This window comes from Chryseobacterium sp. (assembly GCF_008014695.1).
Classification (GTDB): Bacteria; Bacteroidota; Bacteroidia; order Flavobacteriales; family Weeksellaceae; genus Kaistella.
Map to the genome: position 1 here is coordinate 703,797 of NZ_VOXE01000002.1, position 23,350 is coordinate 727,146.

Annotated in this window: 19 protein-coding genes; 8 read left to right on the forward strand and 11 right to left on the reverse strand. The window is 44.7% G+C overall.

The genetic code is table 11. The features are described from left to right. Positions 1–189 precede the first annotated feature (189 nt). A complete protein-coding gene (locus FUA25_RS07640) occupies positions 190–801 on the forward strand; it encodes a master DNA invertase Mpi family serine-type recombinase (protein ID WP_147756303.1) in 612 nt (203 codons plus the stop codon). Between the two features lie 434 nt (positions 802–1,235). Here FUA25_RS07640 and FUA25_RS07645 read toward each other — a convergent pair whose 3' ends face one another. Together FUA25_RS07645 and FUA25_RS07650 are read right to left on the reverse strand one after the other, a co-directional pair. Continuing rightward, on the reverse strand, positions 1,236–1,568 hold the full coding sequence (locus FUA25_RS07645; RefSeq protein ID WP_147756304.1) for a hypothetical protein: 333 nt from the start codon (positions 1,566–1,568) through the stop codon (positions 1,236–1,238). Position 1,569: 1 nt separating this feature from the next. Next, entirely contained in the window at positions 1,570–2,490 is a 921-nt protein-coding gene (locus FUA25_RS07650) for a zeta toxin family protein (RefSeq protein ID WP_147756305.1), read from the reverse strand. A 201-nt stretch (positions 2,491–2,691) separates the two neighbouring features. Here FUA25_RS07650 and FUA25_RS07655 point away from each other — a divergent pair, with 201 nt between their 5' ends. Together FUA25_RS07655 and FUA25_RS07660 are read left to right on the forward strand one after the other, a co-directional pair. Next, positions 2,692–3,798, forward strand: a complete 1,107-nt coding sequence (locus FUA25_RS07655) for an AAA family ATPase (protein ID WP_147756306.1) — start codon at positions 2,692–2,694, stop codon at positions 3,796–3,798. Positions 3,799–3,804: 6 nt separating this feature from the next. Then, a complete protein-coding gene (locus FUA25_RS07660; RefSeq protein WP_147756307.1) occupies positions 3,805–6,051 on the forward strand; it encodes a S8 family peptidase in 2,247 nt (748 codons plus the stop codon). A 399-nt stretch (positions 6,052–6,450) separates the two neighbouring features. Here FUA25_RS07660 and FUA25_RS07665 read toward each other — a convergent pair whose 3' ends face one another. Beyond that, positions 6,451–7,428, reverse strand: a complete 978-nt coding sequence (locus tag FUA25_RS07665) for an RES domain-containing protein (RefSeq protein WP_147756308.1) — start codon at positions 7,426–7,428, stop codon at positions 6,451–6,453. Between the two features lie 655 nt (positions 7,429–8,083). Then, positions 8,084–8,335, reverse strand: a complete 252-nt coding sequence (locus FUA25_RS07670) for a helix-turn-helix domain-containing protein (protein WP_147756309.1) — start codon at positions 8,333–8,335, stop codon at positions 8,084–8,086. 683 nt (positions 8,336–9,018) lie between these two features. Here FUA25_RS07670 and FUA25_RS07675 point away from each other — a divergent pair. The 3 genes from FUA25_RS07675 (at position 9,019) to FUA25_RS07685 (ending at position 16,169) form a co-directional block, all read left to right on the forward strand. Next, positions 9,019–12,009 carry a SusC/RagA family TonB-linked outer membrane protein gene (locus FUA25_RS07675; RefSeq protein ID WP_147756310.1) on the forward strand — a complete coding sequence of 997 codons (2,991 nt, stop codon included), beginning with the start codon at positions 9,019–9,021 and terminating at the stop codon, positions 12,007–12,009. Between the two features lie 11 nt (positions 12,010–12,020). Then, positions 12,021–13,499 carry a RagB/SusD family nutrient uptake outer membrane protein gene (locus FUA25_RS07680; RefSeq protein ID WP_228411672.1) on the forward strand — a complete coding sequence of 493 codons (1,479 nt, stop codon included), beginning with the start codon at positions 12,021–12,023 and terminating at the stop codon, positions 13,497–13,499. Between the two features lie 195 nt (positions 13,500–13,694). Continuing rightward, a complete protein-coding gene (locus FUA25_RS07685; RefSeq protein WP_185146673.1) occupies positions 13,695–16,169 on the forward strand; it encodes a prolyl oligopeptidase family serine peptidase in 2,475 nt (824 codons plus the stop codon). A gap of 13 nt (positions 16,170–16,182) precedes the next feature. Here FUA25_RS07685 and FUA25_RS07690 read toward each other — a convergent pair whose 3' ends face one another. From FUA25_RS07690 to FUA25_RS07705, 4 genes are read right to left on the reverse strand one after another with little or no spacing between them, the layout of a single operon-like run. Continuing rightward, positions 16,183–16,443 carry a DUF6520 family protein gene (locus FUA25_RS07690; protein WP_147756312.1) on the reverse strand — a complete coding sequence of 87 codons (261 nt, stop codon included), beginning with the start codon at positions 16,441–16,443 and terminating at the stop codon, positions 16,183–16,185. A gap of 25 nt (positions 16,444–16,468) precedes the next feature. After that, the gene (locus FUA25_RS07695) at positions 16,469–17,980 is read right to left on the reverse strand and encodes a DoxX family protein (RefSeq protein ID WP_147756313.1); all 1,512 of its coding nucleotides are present in this window, start codon (positions 17,978–17,980) and stop codon (positions 16,469–16,471) included. A 46-nt stretch (positions 17,981–18,026) separates the two neighbouring features. After that, positions 18,027–18,218 carry a hypothetical protein gene (locus FUA25_RS07700; RefSeq protein WP_147756314.1) on the reverse strand — a complete coding sequence of 64 codons (192 nt, stop codon included), beginning with the start codon at positions 18,216–18,218 and terminating at the stop codon, positions 18,027–18,029. A gap of 47 nt (positions 18,219–18,265) precedes the next feature. Further along, positions 18,266–18,517 carry a hypothetical protein gene (locus tag FUA25_RS07705; protein ID WP_147756315.1) on the reverse strand — a complete coding sequence of 84 codons (252 nt, stop codon included), beginning with the start codon at positions 18,515–18,517 and terminating at the stop codon, positions 18,266–18,268. A 273-nt stretch (positions 18,518–18,790) separates the two neighbouring features. Between FUA25_RS07705 and FUA25_RS07710 the strand changes: the two genes are divergently transcribed. Together FUA25_RS07710 and FUA25_RS07715 are read left to right on the forward strand one after the other, a co-directional pair. Next, positions 18,791–20,497, forward strand: coding sequence for a helix-turn-helix domain-containing protein (locus FUA25_RS07710; RefSeq protein ID WP_147756316.1), 1,707 nt, complete (start codon positions 18,791–18,793; stop codon positions 20,495–20,497). Positions 20,498–20,531: 34 nt separating this feature from the next. Next, positions 20,532–21,380 (forward strand): RteC domain-containing protein, encoded by an 849-nt coding sequence (locus FUA25_RS07715; RefSeq protein ID WP_185146674.1) that lies wholly within the window; start codon positions 20,532–20,534, stop codon positions 21,378–21,380. Positions 21,381–21,862: 482 nt separating this feature from the next. On the opposite strand, the gene FUA25_RS07720 is transcribed toward FUA25_RS07715, so the two are convergent. From FUA25_RS07720 to FUA25_RS07730, 3 genes are all read right to left on the reverse strand, one after another. Further along, positions 21,863–22,315 carry a DsrE family protein gene (locus FUA25_RS07720; protein ID WP_147756318.1) on the reverse strand — a complete coding sequence of 151 codons (453 nt, stop codon included), beginning with the start codon at positions 22,313–22,315 and terminating at the stop codon, positions 21,863–21,865. Between the two features lie 2 nt (positions 22,316–22,317). Further along, positions 22,318–22,914 carry a TlpA family protein disulfide reductase gene (locus FUA25_RS07725; RefSeq protein WP_147756319.1) on the reverse strand — a complete coding sequence of 199 codons (597 nt, stop codon included), beginning with the start codon at positions 22,912–22,914 and terminating at the stop codon, positions 22,318–22,320. Between the two features lie 15 nt (positions 22,915–22,929). Further along, positions 22,930–23,350, reverse strand: a 421-nt coding sequence (locus FUA25_RS07730) for a TlpA family protein disulfide reductase (RefSeq protein WP_147756320.1), incomplete at its 5' end; no start/stop codon positions are given.

Genomic DNA, 23,350 nt, shown 5'->3' on the forward strand with positions numbered 1-23,350 from the left:
TTCAATTTTGCTTTTAATACTTTGTTCAATTGAATTGAGAACGACCCAACTTTCTGCAGAACTAAATTGACATACCTGTACATTCTGCCTAACAAAAACGCTCCTTTTCTATGATGAAAAAATAACTATGTTTTATTCTATCTTTTTTTGGTTTATTTTATACACTATTAATTATTAAAATAAACAGCTATGATTTACGGTTACATCCGCGTAAGCACAGACAAACAAACAGTAGAAAACCAACGTTACGAGATCAATCAATTTTGTGATAGAAACGTAGTAGTGGTAGACAAATGGTTGGAAGAAACCATTTCGGGATCAAAAAAATTAGAGGAACGTAAACTGGGTAAATTACTAAAGAGGATGAAAAAAGATGATATTTTAATTTGTTCCGAACTCTCACGCTTAGGCCGTAATATGTTGATGATTATGGGAATTCTCAACGAATGCATGAACCGTGATATACAGGTGTGGACAATTAAGGACAATTACCGTCTCGGAAGTGATATCAGTTCAAAAGTCCTCGCATTTGCTTTCGGCCTTTCTGCGGAAATAGAACGTAATCTAATCTCCCAACGAACCAAGGAAGCATTGGCGAGAAAGAAGGCAGAAGGGGTGATTCTTGGGCGGCCGAAGGGCCGGAAGTCGGCGAAAACAAAACTCACAGGACGCGAAAAAAAAATAAAGGAACTGCTGGACAGAAAAGTTTCCTATTCCGCTATTGGTAGAATTTTAGGGGTTCACCGATTAACGGTAAGCAGTTTTGTGAAGAATCAAAGTGGCATGATAAAACCGCTGTGACTATAGTTACAGAAAGCGTTTATATATTAAATCATTTATTTGTTGATGGATGAAAATTTATGCCTTTGGGCATTTCGTCGTAATACAATTAATTTAGTATAAGACGTATGACATAGCAAATTATAGCATCAATGCATAAAACTATTAGGGTTAATCTTTATTAATATAAAGCAAGAAAGTTCACCTAAATTCTTGGACTTGGCGACCCCACTACACTACTATTAAATCTCATACATGCCCTTGCTTTAGTTCTTTTTCTAAAGAGCATTTTCAGCTGTCCATAGTTCTATTAAAAAATAATATGTGTCAAATAAGACTCTAATCGTAGTCAGAGGTTTCTGAAAAAAAGCTCCAAAGACAGAGACTTCGGAGAACTGCATGCAGGAGATAGAAAATGATTTATGGATGTTTATGACTAATGTGCTACCAATTTATTAATTTTTTTTTCTCTTACCTGTACTATTCTTTCTAACCGCTACAACGTTTTTGCTTTTACCAGATCTATCAAGTAGTGTATTTGCTTTTTTTATTTCCTGACTGCCAGTGGATATTGATTGAGAGGTGTCAGAATAAATAGGAACTGCCTTGTCACCTTCGATTTTAAATCCTCTGATAACAGATACAGATCCCGTTTTTTTTGTGGTTGATCTTTTTGCATTTGCAAATTTTCCTGCGAGTCTTTTTATGTCTTCACTTTCTCTTTCGTAGATGTAAGAATATATAATAGGGTACTCTACAGATTTATTTGTTTCATCTTTATTATTCATGTTAATATAAATTTGCTGGATTTAACTCATTATTTGACAATATTTTAATATATGGTTTATTTAATTCCACATCTGTACTTATAATTCCGAAACTCTCAAGTTTTTCAGAATTCAAAGTTATTAGTTTGTAGAATGAGATGGTTGGACTATTACCATATGTGTCAAAAATAAGGCTCAAAGGAACATATCTTTTTGTAGATTCAAATCTTCTAAGAGCTCTTTTCGTTGCCTTGATTCTATCCAATTCAACTAGTGTTAAGTGGACTTTATAGCCGTTCTTTGCTAATAAATTGATTAGTGCTAATAAGCTTTCATAATTGCTTCCGATTTTAGGTAGTACAATGTTAGAGTGTAGCTCTATACAATAATCGAAAAGTGCTTTGAATTTAGCAGGCTTATTCTCTCCAAAGATAATATAATCAGACTCTTCATGAACTAATGTAGCACCAAATGGAAGTTTTGAAAATTCGGGTAACTTCCTTTTAGCATAGTCACAATCGAGTAGTAAACAACCGTATTGATCCGCAATTAAATTAGAAATACCTGATTTGCCGGATGCTGGTAAACCAATGACAATGTATGCATCTAGACTATTTTGCAATTCAGAATTTGGAAAAGCCCCACCCGTACCAAGTGAAATTTCCTCATCTGAATCTAGTCTTTTATTAGCCAATAATTCTAGAACAATCTTTTTTTGTAATGATGTTCTTAGATTATCTTTTCTATACTCTCGGATTCTGTAGCATTTACTGTATTTACTGATTAGAGACTCATCAAAGTTTTCAATATTTAGTTCTGTAGAAACAATTGCAGGTACAATTTCATAATTGTCTTCGCCTTCGACGTCATATTCCAGAGCGTTCTGTAAAAAATGCTCAACTAATTCGAAATTATTTAGTTGTCTGCTTACGTTTTTTGCCATGTAGTTTGATTTTCAACGCCTAATTCTCAAATATACAAACTTATTTTTAAAAGTATAAAGTTTGCTATAAATCTATATTGGAAGATTTTAAACCAAATATAATGTAATTTTCTTCCATTTAATAGTATTATAAATAAACGAGTTTTGTATATTTGTTTACTTTTGTAATTATAATAACATAAATATCTTCCATTTAATAACATGAATTTAATTAACGATTTAACACTAGATTTTGTTCAACTAGCTCGGATAGGTCTCGCAGGTAGACAGCAGGATATTCAGCTACTTTTGCAAAGATTTTCCAAAAAATATAATAATGATTATCCTGAAATGGCATTTTCGTTAAGTGAGTTGTTAAGAGAGTCTCCCTCAAAAAGCACTCCATTGAGAAAAAGTAACAGTTTGCCTTTGCCAGTTGATATTGATTCTCGATTGCAATTGATTAAGATTGATGGAGCCGTACTTGATAATGAAATAATACTAAGTAAAAATATTGAAGAAAGTTTAAATCAGGTAATTTTAGAAAGAGATAAAATACCCTCTTTAGCGATGAAAGGATTGCATCCCACAAAATCGATATTATTCACAGGACCTCCAGGTGTGGGAAAGACAATGGCTGCAAAGTGGATTGCATCTAAAATGGAACGACCTCTACTTGTGTTGGACCTAGCAGCAGTTATGAGTAGTTATTTAGGTAAAACAGGAAACAATATACGATATGTGTTAGAATATGCTAAGAACATGGATTGTGTATTGTTGTTAGATGAATTGGACTCCATAGCAAAAAGACGTGATGATTCATCCGAAATTGGAGAGTTAAAAAGATTAGTTACTGTTCTTTTGCAAGAGATTGACGATTGGCCATCGTCAGGTATGCTGATAGCTGCAACTAATCATCCGGATCTTTTAGATCCCGCAGTATGGAGAAGATTTGAAATGGTATTGGAATTTGAGAATCCCTCAATTGATAAAATAAAAGAACAGATCAATAATTTATTATTTCAAGATTTAGGCACCGAATCAATTACGTGGTCAGAAATTCTTAGCTTTAATTTTTTAGGAAAATCATTTAGTGAAATTGAAAGACAAATAAATTTATATAGAAAGTCAGCAATAATTGAAAATGTGAATCTTGTTTCTAAGTTAGAGATGGCAATATCTACGAAAAATATGACCAAAGACGACAAGGCTGACTTTGCTTGTGCATTGTATAAAAGCGGTGTGGTTTCGCAGCGGAAAGCACATGAGATTACAGGTGTTGCCAGAGAAACAATTAGAAAACGAGCAACAGCAAATAAAAAAAACTAAACTAATATGGCAAAGAAGATTAATTATCTCTTAGGGAAAGGTGAAAGATTGACTGAACAAATTAAGTATGTGAGTTCCGGAGGCCCAAAGGAATTTCCCTATACTTTTACAGAGTCTAAAAATAGGCTTATACCAATGTTAAATGAGGCCGTTGTTAAAATGAACGAATTGCCTGCTGAAGCATGTCCTAACGATTATGCTGTTGCGATGATTACTTTAAATCCGGAATTCATCGCGAAATCTTATTTCCCCACTGATTTACTGCGGAGTATCGGACTGGAGTCAATCGGTAGTAGAACTAAACAAATTGTACCAAGTAAAAAGAGCAAAGGTAGAAAACCTGAAAAAGCAGGTACGACCGAGTTGTTCGTATGTGGCACCAGAGGTTCGTTCAATAAATGGCTTAATGAGTTTCCAAATTGGAAAGAGGGTAACAATGCATTAGATCAAATTGTTGAAATTGAAGAAATAAGCTTTCCTGAAGCTAAGGCCAAAATCAAAGGAAATCTTTCGAAAGAAGGTAAAACTGTTTTTGAAGTCGTGCTACACATGAACGAGTCTCTTGCAGAAGCTGTTCATTTACGGAATTTTAAAAATTATCTGCTTGCGCTCGGTGTTGATGTGAATTTTGACCGTAGATTTTACGCAGGTGGTCTTTGTTTTTTACAGGTTACTGCTTCACCTGATATGGCTGAGAATATTTCAAGATTTACACTAATACGAACAATTAGAAAAATGCCTGAACTTCGTCTTTTGAAGCCTATTATTAGGTCTGTTGTAAAAAAAGATGTTAAGATTGAAATTCCAGATATTATGTCTCTAGATTCAAGTATAAAAACAGCAATTTTTGATGGCGGAATACCCGATGATCATCCTATTGGTAAATGGGTTGATTCTTATGAATTTGAAGGTATGGGAGAGGCGGATGACGATTTATTATTTCATGGTGTTGGAGTTACTTCAGCGTTTCTTTTTGGTCATATTGATCCATCAAAAGGACTTTCAAGGCCATTTTCAGATGTAGATCATTATAGAATTTTAGAAGATGTTCCAGGTTCAGACCCATACGAACTCTTTGAAGTGTTAGATCGAATAACAAGTGTACTAAATTCAAATGATTACGATTTCATCAATATTAGCTTAGGACCTCGATTACCAATTGAGGACAATGATATTCACGCATGGACTGCAGTTTTAGATGACTATCTGTCGAATGGTAAAACACTAATGACTGTAGCAGTAGGGAATGATGGTGAAGGTGATATTGAACTTGGTCTTAATAGAATTCAAGTTCCGTCTGACTGTGTAAATGCCTTGTCTATAGGGGCTTGTGACAATAATGGTGTAGGATGGAATCGAGCTTTATATAGTTCAGTTGGGCCGGGAAGAAGCCCTGGCTTAATAAAACCGGATTTAGTTGATTTTGGAGGAACGACCGAAAAACCGTTTAATATCCTTGCTTCGAATAGTAGTTTGCAGCTAGCGCAAGTTGCTGGTACGAGTTTTTCGGCACCGGCTGTTTTAAGATTAGGTGCAGGTATAAAAGCTCATTTTGGCACTTCATTAAATTCGTTGGCGATAAAAACTCTTCTAATTCACTGTTCAGAGAGTTCTGATCATTCTATAATTGAGACAGGATGGGGCAGGGTAGCAAGAAATATTGAAGATATTGTTGTTTGTGATGACAGTATTGTGAGAGTGGTTTTTCAGGGTAAAATATCTGCTTCTAAATTTATGCGATCGCCAATACCTTTACCGTTGAATACTTTGGAAGGTAAGGTTAATATAAAAGCAACGTTATGTTATGCAACGGCTGTTGATCCCCATCATCCAGATAATTATACTAGGAGTGGTCTAGAGGTCGTCTTTAGACCGCATGCAGATAAAAGGAATAAGCCAGCTGCTGGTAAACCATTATCGCTTCATGCTAAATCAAAGAGCTTTTTTGGTAAAACTAAAAAGAATTATCAGTCAGAAGACGAATTGAGAAGAGATGCGTTTAAGTGGGAAAATTGCGTTCACTCCTCTAATAAATTCTTAGGCTCATCACTTAAAGATCCTGTATTCGATATTCACTACAATGCCAGAATGGAGGGAAGGAACAACAAAAGTAACATAGAGCTAAGTTATGCATTAGTTATCACCGTAGAGGCTCCAAAAGTTCCTGACTTATATGATCAAGTTGTTAGAAGATACGCAACAAAATTAGAACAGTTTAAACCAGTGATTGAAATTCCATTAAAAATTAAATAATTTAACAATTTTTAAAACATACTGCTTACCTATAATAGTTGTGTGGTCTGCTTTTTCGACAGTTTGTAAATATATGCCAGAGATGCGACCAATCTTTTTTCATTTGATATTTGCACCTATCACCGAAACGGAATCATGCTCTGCTGAGGAGCAATCTCGGAGAGATACTTGGGCCGGCATAATATAATTTTCAGGAGCACTGCTTTCTGTGCTGCTTTTTTCTGAATAATATTTCAGAAGCCAATGCCTTAAAAAACTGCTGTGTTTAAGCCATGCGAAATTCTTAAAACTTTTAACGGCAAAAAAAACCTCCTTTTATATCGCTTTAAAAGAGGTTGCTTTTTATAAGATTCGTAAACCTAACACGGAAAAATTAGGTTGTTTTAAAGGTTACCCTTGTTAGATGTTGTAATATTTTTCGTGAAGTTCAATTGCTAATTTTAATTCTGCTTCTAAATCGTAAATTATTGTATTTTGTTCAAAATCGAAATTACTAGTCGTTATAATCATTGGCGATACTTTAACCAGGTCTTCTGTCAAAACATTACTGGTGTCATAGTGCGTTTCTACAATATCATAAACAGTAATTTTGTTTAACTGCAATTTATCAAATACATAATCATTAAATATGGCTAAATTTGTCAAACCATACTCCATTCTTACACTTGGGTAACAAACTGCATCTATTTTAAAGCCATTATTGTCAGGTTTTTGCTGTATAAGTCTTGACGAATAATTCGCAGAAAATAGATAGTTCTGTTTTTCATCGTCAGAAACCTTTTTCATATACTGCTCTGTTAAGAATAATATTAACTCATCAAATACGTCAACAAGTTCAGGGTTTATTTCCTTTTTAGATTGAAGCCAAGCATTATAAGCACCTACACTTTCCTGATTTGTTGTAGCAAGTGTCGGATGAAAAATATAGTGCGTATTAAGTTTTTCTCCTGGTTTTATTTCCCATTCACTAACGGTTATTAAATCGCCAGCTTCAGGCCTTGTTTCCCAAATAGCAGTTTTGAAATCTAAAGCGGAATAGAAAACGCTTTCTCCATTTAAATTACATCTTCCGTGATTAGATTTACCAACAGGTGGTCCAACCAAATCTGTAACTTTTTGAAGTTTTACTTTTTGTCCTCCATAGAGATATTTATTATTTGTTACTCTAAAAAGTTTAGTTGGATATGTGTCTGCAAAAAGTGTAAAAATGACATTCTGAAATTTAATAAATTCGGCTTTTAAGTTGTCAAATTCTTGTTCAGTCAGTTTATGAAGTCCATTGTCACTTAACTTCCTAAAATAGTCAAGTTTTTCCTTGACATCTTTTGCTGAATTGTATTTATGGATTTTGTAGTCAATGACAATTTGTTCTATCATAAAGTCTATTTAATTACGCATAACATTATAAATATACGTATTGCGCTAATACAACTTATATTGTGTTGCTGATAACTGAATAAATATTTTTCAATACAATGATTATCAGATCAAAAATTCTGCTGGAGAAAAATAACGAGAAAGATCCTTTCGCCAGAAGACCAATAATGAATGAATTGAGTTTTAAATTACTTGCCCAGAATATTACGTGTGCTGAAACAAATCTATATTACAAACTGATAAAATCTTATATTTATTCAAATTATTTTCAATGAAAACCCTAAAAATCTACAACATCATTGCAATAATTTTATTGTTTATTTTAGCAGTATGGGTAAGAGAACTCCGAAGAGAATTGCATGAGACAAATGTCTTATTGGAGCAATGTTCTGGAAGATATTATAAGGAGATAAACAAATAAGTCTGTTCCGTGATGCAGAAGAAATTGCCTTTCTATGAATTTACATTGCTGCCAGATAGCGAGCAGTTTGCTTTGGTATTTTTAGAAGGAGAGTTTAAAAGCTGCAAAGAATTAGGTAGTCGTATATATTGCTTGTATAAGCTCTACAGTTTTTTTGTAGAAATCGAATATGATATTAGTTCCAATAAAATTGTAGGGAAGATAGCTTTTCAAAAAAGTAATAGCTAAGAAGGTTTATAATGAATTCTCATTTTGATCTATATCAAAATTAACCAAATCCCTCGGTTTTTTACCTAACCCCTTTGCTAAATCTATTAACGTAGTGAAAGATAAGTTTCTCTTTCCGTTCTCAATATCACTTACTGTGCCTTTAGTTATATAGTCACTATTATTAACTACATCGTCCTGGCTGAGGTTTGCCCTAACTCTCAAATTTCTTACGTGCTCCCCGAATTGTTTTAAAAGTTTATTTTTAGACGTGTCCATATGTGTTGCTTTATACAAAGGGCGCTATTCTTAGAAAAAATATTGTTACAAGTACTTGTAACAATAAAATATTTTTTTTATATTTGTAATAAGATTATATTCAAAGATGTAATTTTGCGACACTTCAATTAATAATAGAAGCATTCGCTTAGAATCTCGCTATTGAAAACTGGTAATTTTTAGCACACGAGAGGATAAGTTGAAGGCTCACGACCTAGGCGTGGGCTCTCTTATCTGTGTGCACGGTATACCAGTACCTCAATAGCAGATATTGTAGAGTTCCACGCCGTTTTATATCCGGCATTCTCAACTCCCTAAGCCCCGCTTTTATCAAAAGTATTTGATGACACTTACAGTGGGGTGCACAGCCACTGCGGCCTTCCGGCTTTCACGGGACTTATTTTTCATTCATATTAATTTTTTTGTAGCAGGTCAGGGGAGTCCCGTTTTACCGTGCCTTCCCCCCTGTGCAAAAAAATCCCATGAATGCAGAAAAGGAGCATTCAGTCACCGCCCCACGGTGCACTGCACACGCTCTGTATCGATAACCCATCACGAACCGCCATTGCGAGGAGGCGCACGCCGACGAAGCAATCCTGAAACGAACCGCGAACCCCGAATCCCGAACCTCGAATCTCGGATCCCGGATCTCGAACCTCGGCTCGTGTCTAACCAAAAAAACTATGAAACTAAATCAACATTTAACCATTCCAATCATTCTGCTCCTCTGCTCGCAGGCCCACGCCCAAACCCGCACGGTCTCCGGCACGGTGACCGCAGACGGCAGGCCTCTTGCCGGCGTCACGGTCTCCGAAGAGGGCAGGGACGAGGCCGCCGTTACCGGCGTCTCAGGAACTTATCAGCTCACCGTCCAGAACGACAATCCCGTCCTTCTGTTTCGCCACCCAAACTTCGGCGAAAGGCGCGAAGAGATCGGCGACCAAATCGTCTTTGACCTTTCCCTCGAGGAGAAGGTAAGCGAGATCAAGGAGGTGGTCCTCAACGCCGGCTACTATGAAGTAAAAGCCAAAGAAAGCACGGGCAGCATCTCAAAGGTCACCGCAAAGGACATTGAGAACCAGCCCGTCACCAATGTCCTCTCCGCCGTGCAGGGCAGGATGGCGGGGGTGAACATCACCCAGAACTCCGGTACCGCAGGTTCCGGGTACGACATCCAGATCCGCGGCCGCAACAGCCTGCGCACCCTCACCAATTCCGGCATGGACGGCAACACGCCGCTCTATGTCATCGACGGGGTCGTGCTCGGCGCGGAAATGACCTCCCTCTTTTCCGGCACGGTGCTCCCTTTGCGCAGCATCAGCCCGCTCAATGCCGTGAACCCGAACGATATCGAGAGCATCGAGATCCTGAAGGATGCCGATGCCACGGCTATCTACGGTTCCCGCGGGGCAAACGGCGTGGTGCTCATCACGACAAAGAAAAGCCGGAAAGCAGGGCTGGAGGTCACGCTCAATACGTCCTACGCGCTGAGCACAGTAGCTTCCAAGATGAAGCTCCTCTCCACGGAGGAATACCTCGGCATGCGACGCCAGGCCTATGCCAATGACGGCGTTACCGCCTATCCGGCAACCGCCTACGATGTGAACGGTGCCTGGGACCAAAACCGGTATACCGACTGGCAGAAGGTGCTGATCGGAAATACGGCCGCTGCCTCAGACATTCAGCTCTCCCTGAAAGGCGGCAGCGCCGGTACGCGCTTCCTGATCAGCCTTGCCCACAAAGAGCAGGGCACGGTGCTCGGGCAGGACTACAGGTATACGGTGAACACAATGGCCGCGAACCTGACCCACCGTTCGGAGGATAGGAAGTTCACCCTGAACTTCACGAACATGCTCTCGGGCACCAAAAACAATGTGGTCACCGAGGACGTCACCGCCAAAGCCCTGCTCCTCTCCCCGAATGCCCCCGCGCTGTATAAAGAGGACAGCAGCCTGAACTGGGACCGCTTCGCCAATCCCGTGGCCATCTACAACACGAATTACCTCAATGAGAACCTTCAGACCGTCAACAGCCTGAACATTTCCTGGGAATTCCTCCAAGGTCTGCGGCTTAAACTCAGCGGCGGGGTGAACTATCAGGACTTCGAGGAATGGTCCCTGCGGCCCAACACGATCTACAACCCGGCCTTTGTTACCGGCCAGTCCAGCGCCTATTCCTCTTCCTCCTTAAACACCCAGCGCCGCTTTTCCCTTATGGCCGAACCGCAGCTGCAGTGGAATTACACGCGCGCCATCCACAGACTGGAGATCCTGCTCGGCGGTACCTTCCAGAGCGATGCCGGAAAGCAGTCTTCCATGAAAGGCACCGGCTTTGAGACCAATGCCTTCATTCAGAACATCGGTGCCGCCAAGACGAAGACGGTCTCCGACGAGATCCGGTCCGAATACCGCTATGCAGCTGCTTTTGCACGCGTCAACTGGCAGTATGCCCACAAGTACATCCTGAACCTTAGCGGCAGGCGCGACGGCTCCAGCCGCTTCGGCCCCGACAATCGCTTCGCGGACTTCGGTGCCGTGGGCGCAGCCTGGCTATTCTCCAAAGAACCCATGCTGGCAGAAAACCGATGGCTGAGCTTCGGGAAGCTCCGGGCCAGTTACGGCTCTGCGGGCAGCGACAATATCGGCGATTACCAGTACCTCGACACCTATTCAGTGGCCAACCTGATCTACAACGGCGTTACGGGCATCATCCCCTCGCGGCTCTATAATCCTGCTTTCAGCTGGGAAAAGACCGTGAAGCTCGAAGCCGCCCTTGAGCTGGGCTTCCTCAAGGACCGCCTGAACCTGACGGCGGCCTGGTACCGCAACCGCTCCTCGAACCAGCTCGTGGGCTACCAGCTGCCGGGCATGACCGGCTTCACGTCGGTCCTGGCAAACCTTGATGCCACGGTGGAAAATACCGGAATTGAGATAGAACTCTCCGGCACTCCGGTAAGCACCGGCAGCCTTAAATGGAACACCGCCTTTAATCTCACCGTACCCAGAAGCAAACTACTGGCTTTCCCGGGTCTGGAAGGCTCCACTTATGCGAACTACTTCGTCGTGGGGGAACCCACGAACCTGATCAAGCTCTACCGGCTGGAGGGCATCGATCCGGCCACAGGCCTTTACCGCTTCACCGATTTCAACGGCGACGGGAAGATCACCGCGCCGGAGGACACGAAGGTCTCGGAGCACCTTGGCCCCCGTTTCTTCGGCGGCTGGAGCAACACCCTGGAATACCGGCAGTGGAACCTCGCGGTGCTGCTTCAGGGCGTCAGCCAGAAAAGCCTGAACTACAACTATACGATGCCGGTTCCGGGCGGCATGTTCAACCAGCCCGTGGAAGTACTCGACGTATGGTCCGCAGCAAACCCGGGCGGCACTTATATGCCTTACACAGCTGGTGGCAACGCCGCAGCCAATACGGCCCACAACAACTTCAGGAACAGTACCGCGGCGGTCTCCGACGGCTCATACCTGCGCCTGAAGAACATCCAGCTCACCTACCGCCTGCCGGTGCAGCACCGCTATCTTTCCCAGGTCAGCATCTATGTGCAGGGCCAGAACCTCTTGACGTGGACGAAATACTACGGTCCCGATCCTGAATTCTCGGTGAGCGGCTACCTGCCGCCCCTGAAAACCGTTGCCTTCGGAACAGAGTTTAACTTTTAAAAAAAATAGTGATGAAAACAGATATATTATTACAGACAGGTCCTTTGATGAAAACAGATCCCGCAAGCAAGGCAGGAACTTTATGCAAATTGAAAACCGCTGCAGTGCGGCCTTTGCGCAGCAGGGTGAGGAGGACTGCACTGCTGCTGATGCTGGCCCTGGCCGTATTCACCTCCTGTGAAAAAATGCTGGAAGTCGACATGCCCGGCAACCAGATCGACGGCAACATCGTCTTCAGCGATGTACAGACCGCGAATGCCGCATTGGCAGGCCTCTATGCAGGCCTCTGGGAAAGCTCGCCCCTTTCCGGCGACACGCCCGGGGCGCTGCTCGGATATTATACCGATGACCTCGACTATTTTTATACCTCCACCAACGGGAATGCCGTGGCCGACATCTACCTGAACCAGCAGGTCGCGAACAACAGCACTGTCGAAAACTACTGGAACAGTGCCTACCAGAAGATCTATACGGCGAATGCCATCCTTGAAGGCGTAAGCAGGTCTGCCGCACTTCCCGCCAAGGACCGCGACCGCCTCACCGGCGAGGCCCTGCTCATGCGCTCCCTGCTTTACTATTACCTTGAAGAACTCTTCGGCAGCATCCCGTATGTGACCACGACGGATTACAAGATCAACCGGTCGCTGGGCAAAACCACTCAGTCGCAGGTGCTGGTAAGGCTGGAGCAGGACGTTGCAGCAGCAAGCATGCTGCTGACGGATACCTACCCGAACACCGAACGCATCTTCCCGAACCGTAAGGTGGCGGAGCTCCTGCTGGCAAAGGTCCACTGCCTGCAGCACCAGTGGGGCGGGGCAGAGCTGCTGCTGAAAAACATTCTTCAGAGCCCGCTCTATACTTTCCAGAATGACCTCACAAAGGTCTTTGACAAATCCGGCCAGCACATCCTCTGGCAGCTGAAACCCAAGAATCCGAACGATCCTACAAAAGAGGTGCAGCACTATTACTTTTCCGGTGCAGCACCTGCGCTCAATGCCCTGTCTTCGAACTTGATGGGCAGCTTTGACAGCGGCGACCTCCGGAAAACGAACTGGACGGCAGCCGTGACGGTAGGAGCCAACACCTGGTACCGCGCCAACAAGTACAAGAACCGAACAACGAATCCAAACGAATATTCCGTCGTTTTCCGGCTGGAGGAAGTCTACCTGCTTTTGGCAGAAGTGCTGGCACAGCAGGACAAAGTGGTCGAGGCACTGCCCTATGTGAACAAGACCCGGCAAAGGGCAGGCCTTGCGCCCCTGCCGGCCACCATCAGCAAGGCCCAGCTGCTGGACGAGATCCTGAAGGAAAACCGGAAGGAATTCTTCACCGAAATGGGCCACCGTTTCTTTGACCTCAAGCGCATGAACCGCCTGGACCTGCTTACCGCGATAAAACCCAACTGGAAAAGCCACCATGCCTTGTGGCCCATCCCCCAGAAGGAACTGCTCCTGAATCCCAACCTGAACCCGCAGAACCCGGGCTATTAAAACGAATCGCTCCATCAGTCCTTACTTCTTCCTTTTGCCTTGGCTCTTGGCTCTTTGTCCTTGCGAGGAGGCGAAACGCCGACGAAGCAATCCCTTCTGCAAGTCTTGATTCTTGGCTCTTGGCTCTTGAATCTTCTAAAACAACAAAACCTAATAATGAACCCAACCAACCATATAAAACTCTTACTCCTGTGCGTGTCCCTTCTGACAGTGCACCTTCCCGCGCAGCAGGCAGTACCTGCAACTCCGCAGGACACCTTACAGAAATGGCGCTCCCGTTTCTTTACCGTAAGCCTGACGGCACTTTCCCCGGACGGAAGATGGGCGGCGGTAAGCAAATGGCTCAATTCGGTGTGTGATACCGTCATGCTCGTGGACACGCAGAATCCCGGCCTTCCACCCCTGGAAATCGTAAAGATGATGGACCTCCGTTTTGCTCCCGGCAACCGCCTGCTGTCCGCAGGCGCCGGCGGCGCTGCCTGGTGGGACCTGTCAAAACGCACGTATATTTCCTATCCAAGCAGCCGGCAGGCAGTACTGCTGGAAGAGACAGGCCGCTATGCCGTTTTGGGAAAAGACCGGACGCTGAAAGTCATGTCCGCGGACGGGAAAATAGTAGGTGAGGAAACCGGGGTGGAGAAAATTCTTGCCGACGGAAAAAGCAACCTGTATTTCCTGAAACAGGCAGAAGACCGGACTGAACTGTATCTGTGGAATGAAAAGGGTCACCGCAAACTGTATACGACACCGGATACCGTTGAAAGGGCAGAACTGACCCCTTCGGGAAAATACCTCACCGTACAGCTGAAGAATCCCGGAACGGGCAGACAGAACGCAGTCCTGATCACTGCACTGGACGGCAGCCTCCACCGTTCTTTTCCTGAAGATCTTCCGTCTGGCAGTTCCTTCTCTGTCAGTGAGGCGGGCACTGACGGCACGCTTTTTATCCGCACCTGGCGGATGGAGGAGAAGGAAAAGAAAGTGGTCGAGCTCTGGTACGGAAACGACGGCGACCTGAAAAGCATCCTCGCACCGAAAAAGAGCACCTATGAATATGCAGTCTACCATCCGCTTACTTCAACCCTCACACCCATTCCTTCAGACGTTTATCCCACGGTGGCCAATATCGGCAGCAGCCGTTATTTCCTCGCTTTCAAAAGGGCAGCGGGATACAACTATGTCCGGTATTACCCCGATGTGGAGGCTTATGTCTATGATGCCGAAAAGGAAACCTTTCAGCGGATGGGACCAGCGCGCGAAGAGATCGTGGTTCCCAAAGATGGAAGCTGCCTCCTTTACCGCAGTACCGGCGAGGAATGGGCGCTTTATGATCCGCTCACGCACCAGAATGCCGTTTTGGGGAAGCTATCCTTGGGCCGGCCCGTTTTCAGTGCCGACAGCCGGAGCATCTGGTTTGAAGGGAAGGACGGCCTCCGGAAATACAGTATCGCCAAAGCGCGGATGGAAATGCCGGATATTGCCGCAGGCCATACCTCCAGGATCATCAGCAGCAAGGACGATTACCTGATCCCCGAAATCAATCTGCACTGCACACAGACCGGATCAGCGGATACGCTGGTGCTGAAACTGGTGAATACAAAGGGCGGCAAAACGTCTTACGGCATCTGGAGCGGGAACCGCTTTAAGCAGGTATTAGGCCCTACGGAAAATTCGGTCCAGGATATCCGGTACGACGCCAAGATGCGCACCTTCGTGCACCGGGAAGAAAATTACAACAGGGTCCCGCAGGTCATTGCGGTACATCCGAAAACGCAGAAAACCCGGGTGGTCTATCAGAACCCGAACCAGGATGTAACAGCCGGAACCGTCAGACAGGAAGTCATAACGTACAGCAATGCGCACGGTGTTCCGCTGAAAGGGCTCCTCTATTATCCGGCGGGTTTTGATTCCCGGAAAACGTATCCGATGGTGGTTCACATCTACCAGATCCAGAGCGGCAGCCAGAACCGCTATACGGTACCCGGCGAAATGAGGTCGGAAGGCTTCGACCTGAAAGCACTCCTGGCAAAGGGCTATTTCGTTTATCTGCCGGACATCAGGACCGGCGGCACGGAAGGGCCCGGCCTCTCAGCACTGAACTGCGTGAACAGCGCGTTGGATGCCATAGCGAACCGCGCTTATATCGACCGGAAAAGGGTAGGATTGGTGGGCCACTCCCACGGTGGCTACGAGACTTCTTTCATTGCAACCCATTCAACCCGCTTTGCCGCTTATATCGCCGGATCCGGGCCCAGTGACATCATCCGTTCTTATTATACGTTCAGTTATAATTATTTCAGGCCCTATTACTGGCAGTATGAGAACGGGCAGATGGACGTAAAGATGCCGTTTGCAGACAACAAAGCGCTGTACTACGCCAACAGCCCTGTTCAACATGCCGAAAAAGCATCTGCACCCATTCTGCTCTGGGCCGGCAAGAAAGACAGGAACGTAGACTGGGACCAGGTCATGGAGTTCTATATCGCCCTGAGGCGGTATCAAAAAGAGGTGATTGCGCTTTTTTATCCGGAAAAAGGACATGATGTTGGAGACAGCACGCCGGAGATGAAAGACCTGAACATAAGGGTATTGGACTGGTGGGACTATTTCCTCAAGGGCCGGAAAGACATTCCGTGGATACAGCAGCAAATGAAAAAGGATGCCGGTTAGGCATCCTCTTTTTTTACGGTTTGAATAATTCAGCCCCGCATTCGGTAGGGCTGATGGGTTCGTCGTGCAGGACGGTCACGCCGTCTGCTGCCCATTTGCAGACAGGACCGCCTAGTGTGCTGCACTGCTGGTTGGCTTCCACACACAGTCCGGATTCAGGATCCATCCGGTAAGCCGGTACGATGGCATCGTCCTTCGCATTGCTGGCTTTTGTTGCAAATGCGCTTCCTGCTCCTATTACCACAAGGGCAACAGGGAAAATTAATTTTTTCATAATAAAAAATTTTAGAAATGATTGCCTACTCTTGGTAAAGGTTTTCGGCTTCCCCTTGTTGAATCATTTTTTTAAATTTCCCGGTATACCGGTACTGTCTTAAGGTGCTTCCCTGCAGCACGTATAGGTATTTGCCCGTGATCAGGAAATCATGCAGTGCTTCCCCTGCGTTTTTTTTAATCCGGAAACTTCCGAGGTACCGCTGCGTATCCGTACGGTACACATCGATTACTGCGCTTGTTTTCCATTGACGGACACTTTCGTTTTTTCCGCGTATATTAGATTGGTTGAAAATCAGTGATCCGTACAATGTGAAATTTTCATTCACTTTCACAGGTGGTGCATTCATCCGCCTTACGCCGCCGGTCATGTTCTTCACGGAGATATTGGCGGTGCTCGTCGTGTCAATCGTATTCAGTTTCCTCAGCAGTCTCATGTCCCGGTCCATCACAAGGAATTGGTTCCGGTAATGGTAGGTGTAAACGACATGGGAACCATTGGTTTTTAGAATCCCGTCCACATCAAATACCCCGTCGATCTGCTTTTCGAGTAGTCCCTCTTGTAAGGTTACTTTGGGGTTGGGCTGCAGTTCCAGCAGCGCTAAAACATAACGGTGGGTGCGGCTGCTTTGGGTCCTTACTGCAAACCTTGCTGAATCTAGCACCGCCAGCTGCGTAAAATACGCATCGCCTTTGCTGATAATTTTGGCAATGGGCTGTCCAAGTTTTCCCCTGTAGATTACTGGTACGGTACCGTCAGACAGGTAGAAATAGTTTTCGTGCACCCTGATCTGAAGATTCCTGAACGTGTTTTCAGACATTTTTTCCGGCTCAATCTTCAGTGTTTTCAGATCGCTCATTTCTTTCGAGATACTCGTCAGCAGGAGAGGCTTTCGGCTGTTTCCTAGGTAGATCCTGTCTCTGTAAACTCCCGCGAAATAATAGCCTTCCTCGGGTAAGATGAGTGCGGATTTATCGGAAACCGGGTTTTGAAGAAACCGTCTCGTGAAATTGTTCTCCCTCTTGATGATATGTTCCGAAGAAAGGAACAGGACCACCATGCCGCCTGATCCTATAAGGAACATCATCACCATTTTCAGTACTGGTCTGCGCAGTCCGGCAGCCTGGTCTTTTTCCATGACCAGTGCTCCGGCTGCGGCCAGAACCACGCACCCCACATTAAAGATCAGATGCTCCGTCCACCCCATTTTCTCCAGGATGCCGCCGCACGAACACGGTACAAAATCACTGTAATTCAGGATCAGGTAAATATAGACGGTGAACGCCACCATTAGGGTGAACGATGCGTACAGCCCGACAAGCCGTGTCCTTTCGTAAAGCAGCAGGCCTGCAATGACGAGTTCTGCCGCGATCACAGCATAGGACACAAAGCCTGCATAGGCACTGAGCAGCGGCGACTGCCCGATCTGCACCTGAAAATTCTCGAAATCCAGCATCTTGCTTACTGCCGCATAGCAGAAAAGCAGAACGAAAAAATAACTGATGATTTGTACTGCCAGTACCTTTCTGTTTTTCATAACTTGATTTTTAATCTTAGCCCTCGCACTCACCGAATTCGAAGTGTCAGCCCTGCCTGACCAGTTTCCAGTATACTTTTTTGCCGCAGTATTCCGGCATGACCTGATTTCTGGAAAGTACAATGGAGGTAGTTCTTTCTCCGATGATTTCCCATTCTCCGGATGCGGGGCAGAGCGATCCGCTCGCCCGGATGACCTCCCGATCGGGGTCACCGGATTTTTTGGCTTCCCTTTTCATGATGGGTTTTAAAAGGGGCTGTTAAGGCACAGCCCGTTCTCTGTTGGTTATTCTTTTTTCCGCCAGTGCTGTCGGTCTTTTTTAGGTTCTTCCTTCGGCTCACCTGTATCTTCGGTTTCCGAAAATGCTGAGGTGTAGACGGAATCGCCAGCTTTTGCGGTTTCATTGGTCATTTTTTTCTTCAAAACAATCGCATCGGTTGTTTCGTTTGGGTTTTGGAAGGCATCCATGTTCTCAGATCTGCATGACCCGGTAAGGAACAGAACACCAAACCCTAAAATTGAGATAGACTTTTTCATTTTTGTAGTTTTAAAAAGTTATCCCGGCCGGGGTGGGTTAGTAGAATTCTGACCCGAAATTACCCCGTCGTAAAGCTGAAAAAAAGGGAACTGGGGCTCTGTGTAGCCATGGGGACGTCCTGATGTATCCATTCGTACAATGGTAAATAAATGGTTGTCAGCGATTTATCATGAAATTCAGCGATTTCGTAGGATTGCTGCAAAGACGCAGTGGATTTTGCTCTTTTTTAAGTAATTTTGATCATCCCACCACCAATTTTACCGTCCCCAACAATGTCTAAAATAATGCTCATCATCTGTTTTGCAATAGGGTGCGTTTCAAATCCGGCCCAGGATCGTACAGGGGTCTCCTTTAAACAGTTCGAGAACATCTACGAAACGTACAAGGAAAATGACGGCCGCGCCCTGCCTTTTGTAAGAATGCATATTGAGGAAGCCAGAAGAAAGAACCATATTAAAGAGCTCCTGAACGCCTACGAGAACGGGGTGTTTTTCTCACCGAAAGGGCAGGATAAACTTTTGTATGCCGACAGTGCCGTTGCTGCTGCACGCACTACTAAAGATGCTGATCTGATCAGCCGCGCTTATCTGGGAAAAGGTATTGTATATTATTTCACTTTCAAGAAGTATCAGCCGGCGCTCAACGAATACCTAAAGGCTAATGAATATTCAGGATCTATCAAAGATCCTTACCTGCAGTACAAGATCCTGTATCATCTGGGCACCGTCAAAAGTTATTTGGGTTATTATGAAGAAGCGCTCGAGCATTTCCGGCCGTGTCTGACCTTCTTCGAAGCGAACCTGACCCAAAAAGAACATCCGAATGATATTTATAACAATACCCGGGGATACTTGAACACACTGCACCAGATGGTGGTCTGTTACCAGCACTTGGAACAGTGGGTCGCCGCTGATTCACTGACGGCCAGAGGCGAAGCACTGTTGAACCGCCGGCAGGGCTTTGATGAGGAAAAAGGATATTTGTACAAATGCCGGGGACTGTCCGAATTCAGGAAAGAAAACTACAGTTCCGCGGTTGAATTGCTGACCCTGTCCAACAGGCTCCTGTCTACGAGCGATGATTTTGCATGGATGGCCCTGAACGATTTTTATATCGGGAAATCTTATTTTCAGCTGAATAAAAAAGACATGGCATTGGAGTATTTCAGGAAAGTCGATTCCTCTTTCATAAGACACCGGTTTATCCTCCCTGAACTGCGGGAGAATTATGAGGTCCTCATCAGTTTCTATAAGGAAAAACGGAAACCTGTGGAGGAACTGTATTATACGCGGCAGCTCCTGAAGGCTGACGAGTTTCTGGCCAGCGATTTTTCCTATCTGGCTGCCCGTGTTTATAAAGAATATGACACGAAAACGCTGAGGGAAGAAAAGTTCCGGCTCGAAAATGCCGGCCGTTCTAAATCCAGGTTCATTTTGCTGATTTCGGTTACAGGTGGGCTGATCATTATTTTTCTCCTCTACCGCTACCAAAAGGCCAGGAAGATCACTGAAAAATACCGGCTGCTTCTGAAGAGAAGGGAGACGGCTTCAGGTGAGATCATGGTCATTCCTCCAAAGGAAAGGGTCGCGGCCCGAAAATACGGTTACAGTGAAGAGGTCACAAATGAAATTCTGGAGAAGCTCCGGAAATTTGAGGAAAAGAAAGAGTTTACTGCCAAAGGCTTGACCCTTCGGAAACTGGCCGACAAGCTGGGCACGAACACGCCCTACCTGTCATTTGTCATTAATGATTTTAAAGGGATGCACTTCAACACCTACCTGAAGGAACTCCGCATCACGTACATCACAAACCTTCTGTGTACCGAAAAGAAATACCTGAATTATACGATTGAAGGGCTCGCGGAAGAATGCGGGATCGCATCGCGACAGAACTTCTCCGACCATTTTTATGAAATCAACGGACTGCGGCCGAAGGATTTTATTGACCGGCGTAAAAAGGAGCTCCGTACCGGAGACTGAATTGAAGACCTGTAATTTAATAATACCATTGATTATGGAATCCAGAATACTTTTTGAAAAATGCGATGACCTGTGGAAAGCGCTGAACGATCGAACAGAGCTGCTGCGGCGTGAACAGGATGATTTTTTTTCTTTTGCAGAATGCGTTCTGATGGAAACAGATGAGGCCGTCAGGCAGCTGAAGTCCTGGACCAGCAGCCATGAATTCTGCAGTTGGGAGGAGGAGGTCAGATTCTTCAGGGAGGTCAAACCGAAATTCGTTTCCCGCTTCATCTACTATTCCCGGATTCTTTCACTGGAGGCTTCGGTGCCCTACGCGGGCGCGAAAGAGCTTAAGAAATTCTATGAAAAGGAGTTGAATGCACTGGAATATTTTTCTGCGGAGAACAGGGATTTTATCAACTATTACCGCCGGAAAGCCACCTACCTCGACATGAAATATTTCCTCCGCTTCAGATATGATCTGAAGGTCAAGCTGGCGCCCGATCTCCACAGTTACGACGAGAAATTTTCCACCTCCCATGATATTCTGGTAGCCCATATCCTGGCAAACGACGCGCTGGAGGTCTTTTTTAAAAACAAGATCAAAAACCTTGAAAAACACGAGGTCGAGGAAATCGGCAACCGCCGTTATCTGGAATGGACTGCTTCCAAAGCTGCTCTGGTAGAATTGATAATAGCACTGCACCACACCAAATGCCTCAATGGCGGCAATATTGAATTGGCGGAAGTCATAAGGTGGGCGGAGTCATCCCTGAATATTGATCTTGGGAACTACCATAAAACGATAGGCGAGATCCGAAGCAGGAAAACGGAACGCACCAAATTCCTGAAGATGCTGGACGGGAGCCTCAATCAGCTGTTTACGGAACTGGATGAGTAGCACCGTCTACCAATCATTGCTGGTTGGCCACCGAGCGTAGCCAACGCTCATTGCGAGGAGGCGGTACGCCGCCGTCTGCCTTGTGAAACGTCATAATTCTGCAATGCATTGATTCAATCGTTATTCACGCATTTCCACTGATAATAGGGAAGCGGAAGTTTGTACAGATGCAGACAGTTGATCCACACATGCTCACATTTTCTTGGTTGATGGGTGCTGCAGAAGAAAAGTTAGGTACTGCCGAAAACCTTCCCAAATTTATTCTTCCTTTTCCCAAAAAATTGTAAAACAATTCAGCTCACAGCGAGCTCACAAGGCGTCCAGAAGTGTCAACCTAAACTGATAAGAAACAGTAAAGCAGAAACACGTCAGGTCTATCTTCTATGTTTCCGCTCTGCTTTAGCCCTAATATTGGGGCTTATTATTTGGTGAAAGCTGTTTCCATTACCAGGAAGAGTTCTGTCATCCGGTCGCTTAAATCATTAAGGCTTTACGACCGCCCATCCTTCATACTGCCGCAAAATGATTTCTCCACTTCCACTTGGGGTGTAACGTACGAAATCATACAGGTCCGCTTTCGGGATGTTTTTTTCCTTCAAAGTATTCTCGCACTGTACAAAAATAACGCCCCATTCTGTCAGGGGAATCAGCAGTTTGTCGTATCCGTTCTTTTTTCTGTACAGTTCAACTCCGGGACCGAAAACCAGCAGTTCCACATACAGTTTCCCTTTCAGGCGGGGGTCATCCATTGCATTACTGATGTTCCTGATGACTCCCTTTATTTTGGTTTCGTCGCTCTCATTCAGTACATATAAAGCTTTGTATTCGGTTAATCCCGCTTTCGCCGGCTCAAAAAGGTGATTTTTATTCTGAGCAGCCATTTGCAGGCCGGCTAACGTAAGAATGAAGAACAGTATTTTAATTAGATTCAGCATGATTATTCTTTTAAAAGTGCATTTATTTCTTCGTAGAATGAAGCCTTGCTGTAATCAGCCATTCCCGCATGATGCATTCGTACGGCGCCGGTCTTATCCAGCACCACTGTAGTGGGTAGTGATCCGCTGAAGTATACTTCCGGGAGATTGCCTTCCGGAACCAAAAGCGGCAGTGTGTATTTTTCCTTTTGAAGATAGGCTTTGCCTAAAGCCACCTCATCATCCAAATTCACGGTTAAAAATACAACATCAGGGTTGAACCGGTATTGATCATAAAATTTTTGGATCGACGGAAATTCCGCACGGCATGGCGGACACCAGGATGCCCAGAAATTGATGAATACCACTTTCCCCTTCAGGTCTGAAGTGCTGATTATTTTACCGGTTTCGTCCCGAACACTCATGGTTTCCGTAGCTGCAGGGATTTCTGCGGCCGGATTTTCTTTTTTATCTTTCATCTCGCCATTCATGATCCCTGTTGAGATCATTTGCCGCATCAGCCACGATTTCGCATCCGGGCTTACAAGTAAAACGATAAACACCCCTGCAAACAGTGCGGTGCTCCAGTTTTTTTTAAGCCATACTTTTATTTTTTCCATTTTTTTGTTTTTTAATTAATTTTTAGTCAGTTCGTTTAATACTTTGTAGATTTCGGGGTTGGCGAAATTCCTGGCGCCCTGAATATTGGCTTCCAAATCCCCGTTTTTATTGAAAATAAGGGTAGTGGGGATTGCGCCCTGAAAAAGGTCAGACGGAATTGTGCCGCCTGAGAGATACACGGGCAGATCCAGCTTTCTGTCTGCCATAAATTTTTTCGATTTACCAAGGTCGGCTTCCACATTGAGGAGGATGAAAACAATCTTGTCATTTCCTTTAAATTGATTTTTCAGTACAGCAATCGTGGGCATTTCCTCAACACAGGGTCTGCACCAGGTCGCCCAGAAATTGATGAAGACCACCTTTCCTTTCATTTCAGACAAAGAAATGTTCCTGCCATTCTCATCTACAAAAGTAAGATCGCTCTTCTTTCTGTCT